The sequence below is a fragment of the Lentiprolixibacter sp. genome, from assembly GCF_982873095.1.
In genome coordinates this window covers 1-12,331 of the sequence record NZ_CEYNTP010000067.1, presented here as the reverse complement: position 1 = coordinate 12,331, position 12,331 = coordinate 1, and the positions used below count along the sequence as shown (strand labels likewise).

General features: G+C 46.9%; 10 protein-coding genes. 6 read left to right on the top strand and 4 right to left on the bottom strand.

Annotated elements, in window-relative coordinates; genetic code table 11:
- Positions 1-207 precede the first annotated feature (207 nt).
- The 3 genes from AC4E7D_RS05960 to AC4E7D_RS05950 all read left to right on the top strand — a co-directional run bounded on the left by AC4E7D_RS05960 (position 208) and on the right by AC4E7D_RS05950 (position 2,985).
- Positions 208-546, top strand: a complete 339-nt coding sequence (locus tag AC4E7D_RS05960) for a P-II family nitrogen regulator (protein WP_490172900.1) — start codon at positions 208-210, stop codon at positions 544-546.
- Between the two features lie 33 nt (positions 547-579).
- Positions 580-1,830: an ammonium transporter gene (locus tag AC4E7D_RS05955; RefSeq protein ID WP_490172899.1), complete on the top strand. Its 1,251-nt coding sequence runs from the start codon at positions 580-582 to the stop codon at positions 1,828-1,830.
- 105 nt (positions 1,831-1,935) lie between these two features.
- Positions 1,936-2,985, top strand: coding sequence for a porin (locus AC4E7D_RS05950; RefSeq protein WP_490172898.1), 1,050 nt, complete (start codon positions 1,936-1,938; stop codon positions 2,983-2,985).
- 68 nt (positions 2,986-3,053) lie between these two features.
- Here the strand turns inward: AC4E7D_RS05950 and AC4E7D_RS05945 are convergent, their stop codons facing one another.
- From AC4E7D_RS05945 to AC4E7D_RS05935, 3 genes are all read right to left on the bottom strand, one after another.
- Positions 3,054-3,710, bottom strand: a complete 657-nt coding sequence (locus AC4E7D_RS05945) for a DUF1684 domain-containing protein (RefSeq protein WP_490172897.1) — start codon at positions 3,708-3,710, stop codon at positions 3,054-3,056.
- A gap of 68 nt (positions 3,711-3,778) precedes the next feature.
- Positions 3,779-5,200: an alpha/beta hydrolase gene (locus AC4E7D_RS05940; RefSeq protein ID WP_490172896.1), complete on the bottom strand. Its 1,422-nt coding sequence runs from the start codon at positions 5,198-5,200 to the stop codon at positions 3,779-3,781.
- Positions 5,201-5,335: 135 nt separating this feature from the next.
- Positions 5,336-5,791, bottom strand: coding sequence for an Lrp/AsnC family transcriptional regulator (locus AC4E7D_RS05935; RefSeq protein WP_490172895.1), 456 nt, complete (start codon positions 5,789-5,791; stop codon positions 5,336-5,338).
- 156 nt (positions 5,792-5,947) lie between these two features.
- Between AC4E7D_RS05935 and AC4E7D_RS05930 the strand changes: the two genes are divergently transcribed.
- A complete protein-coding gene (locus AC4E7D_RS05930) occupies positions 5,948-6,340 on the top strand; it encodes a hypothetical protein (RefSeq protein WP_490172894.1) in 393 nt (130 codons plus the stop codon).
- A 27-nt stretch (positions 6,341-6,367) separates the two neighbouring features.
- Here AC4E7D_RS05930 and AC4E7D_RS05925 read toward each other — a convergent pair whose 3' ends face one another.
- Positions 6,368-9,826 (bottom strand): methylmalonyl-CoA mutase family protein, encoded by a 3,459-nt coding sequence (locus tag AC4E7D_RS05925; RefSeq protein ID WP_490172893.1) that lies wholly within the window; start codon positions 9,824-9,826, stop codon positions 6,368-6,370.
- 141 nt (positions 9,827-9,967) lie between these two features.
- On the opposite strand from AC4E7D_RS05925, the gene purU reads away from it, so the two are divergent.
- Both purU and AC4E7D_RS05915 read left to right on the top strand, forming a co-directional pair.
- The gene (gene purU, locus AC4E7D_RS05920) at positions 9,968-10,819 is read left to right on the top strand and encodes a formyltetrahydrofolate deformylase (RefSeq protein WP_490172892.1); all 852 of its coding nucleotides are present in this window, start codon (positions 9,968-9,970) and stop codon (positions 10,817-10,819) included.
- Positions 10,820-10,916: 97 nt separating this feature from the next.
- On the top strand, positions 10,917-11,885 hold the full coding sequence (locus AC4E7D_RS05915) for a carbohydrate kinase family protein (RefSeq protein ID WP_490172891.1): 969 nt from the start codon (positions 10,917-10,919) through the stop codon (positions 11,883-11,885).
- Positions 11,886-12,331 lie beyond the last annotated feature (446 nt).

The window sequence follows — 12,331 nt, the reverse complement described above, 5'->3', positions numbered from 1 at the left end:
CGCCATTGCTATGCGATCGCAAAGAACAGCTGCTGTCAGGATTCTTAAATAGATATTTCATTAAAATACGATGTTAATAAGTAGACACCCCCTAATTAAAGGGGGTATTTATTTATTATATCATAAAAATGAGTGCTGTACCCTGTTTTTTTTAAGGGTATTATATCAATACTTATATATTTGGCCAGGAATTAACAAATTAAACTAATGAAAAAAGTAGAAGCAATTATTCGTAAGTCAAAATTTGACGATGTAAAGAAAGCATTGCATGAAATTGACGTAAACTTCTTCAGTTACTGGGATGTAACCGGAGTGGGCAATGAAAAACAAGGGCATGTATATCGCGGGATCTCATACAGTACAACAGACATCCAACGTCGCTATCTGGAGATCGTTGTGTCTGATGAGTTTCTGGAAAGAACGGTAAATACCGTACTGGAATCTGCATACACAGGCAATGTGGGCGATGGAAAGATCTTCGTCTCCGATGTGCTCGAAGCTTACCGGATCCGAACCAAAGAAAGCGGTCACGCCGGAATCAACTAACCAAATTCACCAATCAACTAATTCAGAAAAAATATGGAAGCAGGATTATTTACAGCCAATAACGTCTGGATGATGTTATGTACCGCACTGGTATTTTTTATGCATACCGGATTCGCCTTTCTTGAGATTGGCCTTACCAGACAAAAGAACACCATCAATATCCTATTTAAAAATATATTCATTATTACAGTAGGCTTACTGATGTATTATATAGGGGGGTTTAACCTGATGTATCCCGGATTTGAAGAGGGGTCACTGGGAATCCTCGATTTTGCCGGTTTTGGGATCGACGCGCCCGAAAATGGAATGACACCTGATTATGCCGATGGGGGATATACCTGGTGGACAGATTTCCTTTTTCAGGGCATGTTTGCCGCCACCGCAGCTACCATTGTTTCCGGTGCCGTAGCAGAACGTATTAAAATCGGCCCCTTCATGATATTCGTTATCCTTTACGTAGGCCTGGTCTACCCTATCGTTGGCTCCTGGCAATGGGGAGGTGGTTTCCTCTCTACACTTGGCGGGGACGAAGGATTCTACGATTTTGCGGGCTCAACACTGGTCCACTCCGTTGGGGGATGGGGTGCTTTGATCACTATCTCACTACTGGGTTCCCGTATCGGGAAATTCGGAGACGACGGGAAGCCCAGGGCCATCCCGGGACATAATATTCCCATGGCAACAGCAGGCGTATTGATCCTGTGGTTGGGCTGGTTTGGCTTTAATGGAGGGTCTGTCCTTTCGGCGGATCCCACGAATACATCCCTGGTGCTGGTAACGACCAGCCTTGCAGCCGCCGCTGGGGGTGTTGGAGCCATCTTACTCTCTACACTATTAACCAAAAACCTGGACCTGACCATGTTCCTGAATGGTATTCTCGGGGGCCTTGTGGGGATTACAGCCGGAGCCGACCTGATGTCGCCCAACGAGGCAGTAGTCATTGGATTCGTAGCCGGTTTAATCATCCCATTGGGCGTATCCCTGATAGACAGGATCAGGCTGGATGACCCTGTTGGCGCGGTAACCGTACACCTGATCTGTGGCATCTGGGGCACCCTGGCCGTGGGGATTTTTGGAGCCAAGGCCGGAGGTACGCAGTTCCTGTATCAGCTTGCAGGTGTGGCAGCGGCCGCAGCCTTCTGCTGCCTGACTGCTTTTATCATCGTGATCGTCCTGAAGAAGACAGTGGGGATCCGGGTATCTAAAGAGGAAGAACTCGAAGGCCTGGACATCCACGAGCATGGAATGGATGCCTATGCTGACTTCAGAATGAACCAACATTAATAAAAAAACGGAGCGTTTGGCAGAACGCTCCGTAAATAACCATTTACCAATATCAATTTGACACATTAAAAACCTCCACAGTAGTGGAGCTCTAAAACATTGAATATGAAAACGATTATCAATACAAATAACGGAAAAAAATTGCTCTTTTTGGCTATGATTTTCATTTCAGAATTTGGAATATCCCAGGAAGAAACCGCTGACAAAAAGTTCAGCCTTAGTGGTACCGTAGACGCTTACTACCGCGCCAACTTGTCGGCCCCCAATGACGAAAATGCCATTGCTCCCGGAAGTTCATTTGCCAACCTCCCGGGGTTCTCCCTGGGGATGGCCAATGTGATCGCTACCTATGAAGGGGAAAAGGTGGGGTTTGTAGCGGACCTGGTCTTTGGACCGAGGGGAACAGACGCTATTTTTGCCTCTCCCATGTACTCGGCAACGGGCGACATCGTCAACCAATTATACGTGTACTGGAATGTTAGCGAAAGTGTTACCCTAACCTTTGGAAACTTCAATACCTTCCTCGGCTATGAAGTAATTTCACCAGCAGCCAACTTTAATTACAGCACCTCCTACCTCTTTAGTTACGGACCATTCAGCCATACTGGTCTGCGTGCTGATTTTGACCTGGGGAATGACTGGAGTGCGATGGTAGCGGTCATGAACCCAACGGACCTGACGGAGTTCAACCCTACCGGAGACTATGCGGTTGGTGCACAACTAGGTTATTCCGGGCAGTACCTCAACTTCTTATATAGCCAGGGGGGCACTGAAATAGATTATACCGGAGGATTTGATGTAACGGAAGATTTTTACCTGGGCATCAATGCAGCCTATTTTGACAACAGCGATGCAGATGTAAGTTTTGCAGGGGTTGCGCTGTATCCCCAGTATGCCACCTCTGAAAATTTCACCATCGGCTTGAGGGGAGAATATTTCCAGGAAACCAATTTGGGAGCCATCGGGGCGGCTGACGCAGACGGAGATGCCAGCGTTATCGCCCTGACACTTACGGGAAGTGCCACCGTGGGCGACCTGATCATCAAACCTGAGATCCGCCTGGACAGCGCTTCAGAAGACGCGTTTATAGATAGTGACCTGGCGCCGACAGGAAGTTTAAGTTCCTTTCTAATAGCAGCCATCTACTCGTTCTAGATAAAATTTTAGTTTGGTTTTGTTCAGTTTAGTTAACCTGGAGGGCCCCGAAATTTTTCGGGGCTTTCCTATTTTCTGGGACGAAAAGCTTTCATCCCGGCACGTACAGGGATGCTCAGGGAATTAACCTTGGGCACAATAGGGCAGGAATACTTTTTATTGTAGACGCAATAGGGATTGTAGGCCTTATTGAAGTCGATCAAAATGGAATCCCCATCCGGGATGCTGAGGTCAATATACCGTCCTCCTTCATAGGTCTCCTCCCCGTTAGTCTTGTCAAGGAAGGGCAAAAACAGATAATCATCAAGTTCCGGATCAGCCAATAGTTCCTGGTTCCGATACAGCTGCAGTTCAAATTTTTTCCCCTGCAGGCTAAAATGAGCAATAGCAAAGACGACCTCTTCAGAGGTTCGGTCAGTAGTGGTTGGCATCATGAAAGGAACGGCATCCGGGGTATATTCCAATTGTGCCCAAACGCGGAAGTTAGTGTCTGGCAGAAAGAAATCCAGTCCGTCGAAATCCTTCCTGTACCGGTCTGGTAAAGGAGATGTCTCAGGATCCTGAAAATCAGCGTTTAACTTTTGCTGGAAACTGTCGATTTCCTTAAGGGCATTGGTCGCCCAAATTTTCTGTTGGGGACGTTCATCGTGATAGCGTTTGGCCTCCCGGCAGGAGCCTATCCCCAGGAGGAGTAAAAGCGCTAATAATCCAGTACCTATTCGCATAGTCCTACAATTGGCTGCTAAAATACGGCATTGCGGAAAAATGATTGAACACCAGGAGCTGTCTTAGCTCATTCTTCATTGAGTTTGTACCTGGGGGAATTGAGGTACTTCCCGATAAGCTCGTTGAATTCTGGTGTGATCCGGAGCAGTGCAGTGTGCTCCAGGGCGTAGATCGCTTCTTTATCTGTGTAGCCCTGTTTGAGAAGTTCCTCCAGATAGAACAGAGCGGTACCAAAATCCTCATATTTCGCACTGTCAGAAATAATTTTCAAATAGTAGGAGAAATCCGTTGGGTCAGTAATGGTCTTGATCATCCAGAGCAAACTCACTGCTTCTTCATCAACCGTGGGTTGTGCCTGTTCTATGTCTATATTGTCTTCTACCAGGGCATTGAGATAACCAATAAGTCGCACTCCAAGCTGTTTTTCACGAAAACTTGGCTTCTCCTGGTACTTCCGCAGCTTTGTCATTTGGTAATTCCACCAGCCCAGGTTGTTGTAATTCAGATTGTCCAGATCCTGCAGCAGGTTGAATTCATATTCATCACGAATAAGGGAGTCCTTGTTTCGCAGGTTACTCGCTTCCCGTGATTGGGCCCTGTAGCGTTTTTCCCTTTTCAGGATACGATTGCGTTTTACCAGGCTATCGGTATCGATTAAACCTTTGTATGCATTTAGCATGGAAGCCAACTGCTCACTGGCTTCTAATTCGCGTTTGTACCCCAGTTGCTGCTGGAATTCCTCATATTCCGCTGCAAAGGATGCTGCAACCTGTGACGAATCGTTCTTCAGGGTCCCTTTCTTCATGGCAAAAAGAGAAAGGCGTTCTATAGCCCGTTCGAGTAATTCCGGTCTCGGCCAGCCTTTACCATCATGCATCAAAAGATCATTGGGGTATTTTAGTCGGTTCCAGACCCCCTTTTGTCTGCGCATCGCATGATAGTTGTAATCTTCTCGGCCCACAACCCCTACGAATTGAAATTTGTTCTGGTTGCCCAGAATTTCCCAATTGGGAAAGGCAGCATGCACGGCTATCACCCCATCGATTCGCCTGATAAATATCGGGGCAATACTGGCCATTTTACCGCCACTTTCAAATCCTGCCGTATAGATGCGTTCCTTGTGCACGGGGAACAGGGTGAACATGGAATTGATCAAGCGATTAACGATTAGAACATTATCAGATATCGGCAGGGTGTCCCTAAGGTTATTGGAGGCGGCCAGTAAATACTGGTGTTTCTCAGCGGCACTGGCGAACTTGCTCAGTGCTTCTTTACCTTTACCCTTCATGTCCATAACAAATAGAACAGGCCAGGGCCTGGAGGCATCAAAGTCTGTAGGCAGGTATAAAGCAAATGTTTCGGCAATGGAATCACGGACTTGAAGGGAATCCAGAACAATTCCCTTTTTAAGTACAAGGGTATCCTGTTGGGCCTTTACAACTGGAGCCAAAAACAGGAAGAAGCAGGCCAGTAATAATGATCTCTTCATAGCTTTAAGGTAATCAAAAATCCGGCCAAAATTTTATAAAAACAAATCAGAGCCCATTCTTTTTAAAGAACAGGGCGCTTTCTTCAATTCAAACAGTTCTCTGTACCAGCACGCTATCTGATTTTTCCTCTAGTCTCAACGCAAGGTAGTTCCGTTTATAGGGGCGTCTGAGATAATATCTGAGAGGATGATGTGTGTACGGGTTTCCCCATACTGGATCAGTTGATCAATAAATTTTTCGAGATGTAATTGGTCCTGTAGCACCACCTCCATAATAATATTCTCGTTTCCTGTAATCCTGTAACAGTTCACCACTTCTTTCATGGACGTGACCATGGCCAGGAATGGTTTTAACTTGCCCATAAATGCCCTGATCGTTACTATGGCACGAAGCTGATATCCCAGCTTCAGATGATTGACACGCGCCCTGTAGCCCTCCAAAATACCAAGGTCCTCCATTTTCTTAACCCGCTCTGCTACTGCCGGGGGCGTAAGCCCTACATCCCTCCCAATACTGGCAAATGACTTCCTTGAATTTTCCTGTAGATGCTGTAGTATTTTCCTGTTCAGCTTATCAATCTTATTTTCCAAAGTATTATTTGTTTATTTTTTTCTTATTTAAACCGAAAATAATAAATCCATTTATATTCAAAGGTATTCTTATTAAATATGAATGTAATTTTAGTTATATAAGAATTGCTTAGAGGAAGTTTTGCTATGACCCCACCTATTTTATACCGCAAGGCTTTGGATCTCTGTGAAATGAGCAGGGCCATTGCTTCCTATGTAACCCACAACAAAGACCTGTTAAAACTGTATCAGTCTAACAGCCTTCGGGATATAATTGCCGACTCCCTGCTAACAGATGCCATCCTCATCCCCCAACAAATTGCACGGGCCGAGGAATCAAGTAATCCGGTTGTACGGTTTCGTACGGCGCGGTTCATCTCTGTGATGATCAAGAACATCCAGGGGTATACCAACGGACTGGAACACGATGGGGTAAAGGAACAGGAATACCTGAACCTGCTTAGGAAAGAAGTAAAAAGCTTCCAGAAGGCCTTTAAAAAATGGAGAAAATCCCTGGAGACCTACGGGGATGAAGGACAATGGGGCTACCAGGACTACCTGGGGTACTAAACACCCATCCCACTAGTTTACCAGTAATTACATATTCCTCCGGTACTGCCCCCCAACTTCAAACAAGGCCTGGGTGATTTGTCCCAGCGAGCAATACTTGGCGACCTCCATCAAACGTTCAAAGGTATTTTCGTTATGAGTTGCAGCGTGTCGAAGGGAATTCAAGGCCTCGCCCGAAATCGCGCTATTCCTTTTCCACAGGTTACCCAGCGTTTTTAACTGTTCCTTTTTTTCTTTTTCTGTTGCCCTTATCACTTCATTGGGTAAAATCGTGGGCGATCCTTTGGAACTCAAAAAGGTATTAACCCCTACTATGGGATAAGCTCCCGTATGTTTCAGCGTTTCATAGTACAGGCTTTCTTCCTGAATTTTGGAGCGCTGGTACATGGTTTCCATGGCACCCAGGACACCCCCGCGTTCAGTAATACGGTCAAATTCCATTAAAACAGCTTCTTCCACCAGGTCTGTCAGCTCTTCTATAATGAACGCACCCTGTAAGGGATTCTCATTCTTGGCCAGCCCCAGCTCCTTGTTGATGATCAACTGTATCGCCATGGCCCTCCTTACGGATTCCTCCGTAGGCGTCGTAATGGCTTCATCATAGGCATTGGTATGCAAGGAGTTGCAGTTGTCATAGATAGCATATAATGCCTGCAGTGTTGTACGGATATCATTAAAGTCTATTTCCTGGGCATGCAAACTCCTGCCGGAGGTCTGTATGTGGTATTTGAGCATCTGAGCCCTTGGATCCGCCCCGTATTTTTCCTTCATGGCTTTTGCCCAAATCCTTCTTGCAACCCGCCCGATCACTGCATATTCCGGATCAATTCCATTGCTGAAGAAGAAGGACAGGTTGGGGCCGAACCGGTTGATATCCATCCCACGACTGAGGTAATATTCCACATAGGTGAAACCATTAGACAAGGTGAACGCCAACTGGGATATGGGGTTGGCCCCCGCCTCCGCAATGTGATACCCGGAGATCGATACGGAATAGAAGTTCCGCACTTTGTGGTCAATAAAATACTCCTGTACATCCCCCATCAACCGAAGGGCAAACTCCGTAGAAAAAATGCAGGTATTCTGTGCCTGGTCTTCTTTAAGGATATCCGCCTGAACGGTTCCCCGCACCTGGGAGAGGGTTTCTTTTTTGATACGGGCATAGACCTCTTCCGGGAGGACCTGATCTCCTGTTACGCCGAGCAACATCAGGCCTAAACCATCATTTCCCTCTGGCAAATCTCCCTGGTAAACGGGTCGCTCGACCCCCTTTTTTGCGTAGATCTGGTCAATTTTCTTCTGCACCTCTGACCCAAGGCCCTCGGCCTTGATATATTTCTCACAATTCTGGTCGATAGCAGCGTTCATAAAGAATGCCAATAACATGGGGGCCGGACCGTTGATGGTCATACTCACAGAAGTTAGCGGGTCCGACAAATCAAAGCCCGAATACAATTTTTTAGCATCGTCCAGGCAACAGATAGATACTCCCGCATTCCCGATCTTGCCATAAATATCGGGCCGTCTGTCCGGGTCATGTCCATACAGGGTTACGGAATCAAAAGCTGTAGACAGTCTTTTTGCAGGCATATCCAGGCTCACATAGTGAAAGCGCCGGTTGGTGCGTTCCGGACCTCCCTCCCCTGCAAACATCCGTGTTGGGTCTTCTCCCGTGCGTTTGAAGGGATAAAGCCCGGCGGTATACGGGAAGGCTCCCGGCACATTTTCGGTCAGGGTCCATTGCAGCACCTCGCCCCAGGACCTGTACCTGGGAAGGGCAACTTTGGGTATTTCGAGCTGTGATAGAGATGTGGTATGTGTTGGAATCTCAATGTCCTTGCCCCGGACCTGATACACATACTCTGGTTTCCGGTAACGTTCCCGTAATGTCCCCCAGTTCACCAGGGTTTCCCAATTGTAGGGATTCAGGTTCTTTAATTCGGCCTGAAATTCCTCAGTTAAACGGGTGAAAAACCCGGGATCAATTTCTTTGGATGCCGCCTTTTTGATGCCATCTTCATCAATCCCTTTGTCATTGATGTACTTGCCGAAGTCCCCATTTTCAGAAATCCCCGAAACGGTTAGCAGGGTTTGATATATCCCGTATAAGCGCTCTGCAACCTCGCTTTGTTCCGCTGCCCGTTGGTTGTAGTTCCTGTTGAGTTCAGAAATTTCGGAAAGGTAGCGTGTACGCGCAGGGGGAATAATAAACGTTTTCTCTGCCTCCTCATCCACTTCCAGGACTCCAGATTTTAACCGGGCTCCCGCTTTCTCATTAAGGGTGCTTATTACTTCACTGTAAAGCTTATTCATCCCCGGATCGTTAAACTGAGACGCCATGGTCCCGAATACGGGCAGGCTTTCAGGATCGGCTTCCCACAGATTGTGGTTCCGGGTGTATTGTTTTCTAACATCGCGGAGGGCATCCAGTGCTCCCCGTTTATCAAACTTGTTGATGGCAACCAGGTCCGCAAAATCCAGCATGTCAATCTTCTCCAACTGGGTAGCCGCTCCGAATTCCGGGGTCATTACATAGAGAGACACATCGCTGTGTTCAATGATTTCAGTATCTGACTGACCAATTCCGGAAGTCTCCAGGATAATAAGGTCAAAAGCAGCAGCCTTAAGGATATTCAGGGCTTCGTTCACATGTTTGGACAGGGCCAGATTGGACTGCCGTGTGGCCAGAGAGCGCATATATACCCGGTCATCGTTGATCGCATTCATCCTGATGCGATCTCCTAGCAGGGCCCCACCGGTCTTGCGTTTGGATGGATCAACAGAAATCAGTGCAATGTGCTTTTCCGGAAAATCGGTTAAGAACCTGCGTACCAGTTCGTCTACCAGACTGGATTTACCCGCACCCCCGGTACCTGTAATTCCCAGTACGGGTACCTGCTTATTCTTTTTGCCCAGGCTGTCTGCATACTGCTGAAATTCTTCCGGCCTGTTTTCAGCAAGGCTGATGAGCCGGGCCAGAACCTTGTGATCCTTTTGCTCAAGGGCTTTTTTTAAGGTAGTTTTTTCGGGAAGCTGAAGCGGGGGCACTGGAAAATCCGATTGAGAAACCAAATCGTTGATCATTCCCTGAAGCCCCATTTCCCTGCCGTCGTCCGGAGAATAGATGCGGGCGATACCATATTCCATCAGGGATTTGATCTCCTCAGGTAAAATCACGCCTCCTCCCCCACCAAAGATCCTGATGTGACCGGCTCCTTTTTCCTTCAGCAGGTCATGCATGTAACGGAAATACTCATTATGCCCCCCCTGGTAGGAGGTCATCGCGATGGCGTTGGCATCTTCCTGTATAGCGCAATCCACTACTTCTGCCACGCTGCGATCATGTCCCAGGTGGATGACCTCCACCCCAGTGGCCTGAATGATGCGCCTCATAATGTTAATTGCCGCATCATGGCCGTCAAAAAGTGAGGCTGCGGTTACAATTCTGACCTTATTTTCAGGGGAATACGGTTTTGCTTGCTCCATCGTTAAAAAATAGACCGTTTTGAAGGTGCAATTTACGGAAAATGCAAAAAATAATTCGTTATAGTTAGAATTTTGTAAAAATCAGAAGGGGACTGGAGCAGGTAGCTGAATATGCTAATTTTACCCTGTAAACACGGCGTTTTGAAAGCAACTTTACTCATCCACTGCCCCGATCAGTCAGGTATTATCAGTACCGTGACCCGATTCTTCCACGAACGGGGAGGGAACATCCTCTATCTGGACCAGCATGTGGACCAGGAAGCAGGGATTTTCTTTATGCGGCTGGAGTGTGAATTTGAAACCCATCCTCCGCAGCTTGCGCGACTCAAAGAAGAAGTACGCTCCCATTTGCAGGAACGCTACCGTATGGAATGGGAACTGTACCAGGAAGGTATTAAACCGCGAATGGCCATTTTTGTTTCCAAGTACAACCATTGCCTTTACGATTTGCTAAGTCGGTTTAGGTCAGGGGAACTGGAAGTGGACATCCCTTTTATAATCAGTAACCACGACACCCTACGCCCAATTGCCGAGCAGTTTGAGATCCCCTATCACCATATTCCGGTGAACAGGGAAAACAAGGGATTGGCAGAAGAGCAGCAGCTGGACCTCCTGAAAACCCATGAGGTAGACCTTATTGTACTGGCGCGCTATATGCAAATCGTAACCCCTAAGCTTATAGATGCCTTTCCCCATGGAATAATAAACATCCATCATTCGTTTTTACCGGCTTTTGCTGGGGCTAAACCCTACCATGCGGCTTTTGAAAGGGGAGTGAAGATCATCGGAGCAACCAGCCACTATGTTACCGAGGAACTGGATGCAGGCCCTATCATAGAACAGGACGTCACCACCGTTTCTCATGTACATACCGTGCGTGATTTCATTGCCAAGGGTCGCGACCTTGAAAAGATCGTCCTTTCCCGGGCCGTGAAACTCCACCTCGCCCGAAAGACGATGGTCTACAACAACAAAACCGTAATCTTTTCCTAGCAAAGGAGGGTAAGGCTACGAAATCTGCTTAACTTTTTATAAATTATACCACGCTGAGGGCATTGCCCTGCATGGATCAAACCTGAACCCAATACATATGACGAAGATTGCAGTCCTGGGCCCCATTCCAAGGGATACCATTTACACCTATAAGGACGAGATGATACAGAAATACGGCTGTGTTACCCACCCCGTAATCGCCTTGTCCAAATTGCTGGGGGATGAAGGTATGGTTGTTCCTGTATCCCATGTGCACCAGAAAGATTACCAAGGCATTATGGAGGTCTTTGCTCCATATGCGAATATAGACACCCAATTTATCAGTGATGCAGATGACCGGGGGACTGTTATAGAATTGCGTTTTCTGGACCAGAACAATCGTCTGGAGAAGCAAACGGCCTGCATGAAGCCCATCCGACCGGAAGATGTCTCAGGTATTCTGGATGCGGATGCCTACGTTTTTGTTCCTATCACTGATTTTGAAATTTCCCTCAGCACGCTGAAATATCTGAAGAAAAAGGGAAAAGGCCTCATCATCTATGACGCTCATGGCCCTACCTCAACCATGAGTATTTCAGGAGAAAGACATAGGAAGTTCTGGGTAGACATGGACGAATGGTTGCCTTATATAGACGTACTGAAAATGAACCTGGAGGAGTCCCAGGTGTGTTGGTTTAAAAATGAATATGAGGCTGAGGAAATGACGGGGTATGATGAAGAAAGCACGGAACACCTCAACGACATGGCCGCCCATGTGCTGGAGCATGGTGTTACCTATTTCTACGTTACGCTGGATTCCAGGGGGTGTGTGCTGTACTACAAGCATGAGGGAAAGATTAAGAAAGAATTCATCAATTCTGTATTCATGAAGCACGTGGTGGATACGACAGGATGCGGGGACTCATTTGCCGGAGGCCTTGCTTTTGGATTTTCGCGCTTTAAGGACCCTGTAAAGGCTGCCCAGTATGCCAATACCCTGGGGGCATTACGAACACAGGGGAAGACGTTTGACGTCTTCAAGTCGCACGATGCGACCGCAAAAATAATTTCGGAACACTACACCTAAGACCATAGGAAATTGATAATCAGGAGGCAGGCGCCCGCCTGAATTTGTAGGGAACACACAAGATTTGTAACTTTAATCAGTATTTTCTTATACGCAGTGAACAATAATTCCATTTTAGCCGCGTTGGGATAGTAAGTACAAAAGATTACAATCAGCTAATATTCAGTTAACCTGGGTATAAAGAACATAAAAGAACTTTACAGCAATTATTTGAGTTAGTATTTTTTGAGTTAGTTAGTTTTGAAATCCTGGCAAATGCCGGGATTTCTTTTTCAACCACATCCAATCCTATTCTCCGGACTCATATACGGGTTCGTAGTAGCCGTCAAAAGCTACCTGAACGACTTCTTCCTCGTGCAACACTTCCCATAATTGCCGGACTGTACCATCTGTATTGGCCGTCCAGGTAATCCTGTTGATGTATTCCTTACCGTCTGGCCGGGTAA

Bases quoted from the DNA above. Each gene is read 5' to 3' on its own strand.
- AC4E7D_RS05960 (WP_490172900.1), top strand. From the start codon at position 208: ATGAAAAAAGTAGAAGCAATTATTCGTAAGTCAAAATTTGACGATGTA.
- AC4E7D_RS05955 (WP_490172899.1), top strand. From the start codon at position 580: ATGGAAGCAGGATTATTTACAGCCAATAACGTCTGGATGATGTTATGT.
- AC4E7D_RS05950 (WP_490172898.1), top strand. From the start codon at position 1,936: ATGAAAACGATTATCAATACAAATAACGGAAAAAAATTGCTCTTTTTG.
- AC4E7D_RS05945 (WP_490172897.1), bottom strand. From the start codon at position 3,710: ATGCGAATAGGTACTGGATTATTAGCGCTTTTACTCCTCCTGGGGATA.
- AC4E7D_RS05940 (WP_490172896.1), bottom strand. From the start codon at position 5,200: ATGAAGAGATCATTATTACTGGCCTGCTTCTTCCTGTTTTTGGCTCCA.
- AC4E7D_RS05925 (WP_490172893.1), bottom strand. From the start codon at position 9,826: ATGGAGCAAGCAAAACCGTATTCCCCTGAAAATAAGGTCAGAATTGTA.
- AC4E7D_RS05915 (WP_490172891.1), top strand. From the start codon at position 10,917: ATGACGAAGATTGCAGTCCTGGGCCCCATTCCAAGGGATACCATTTAC.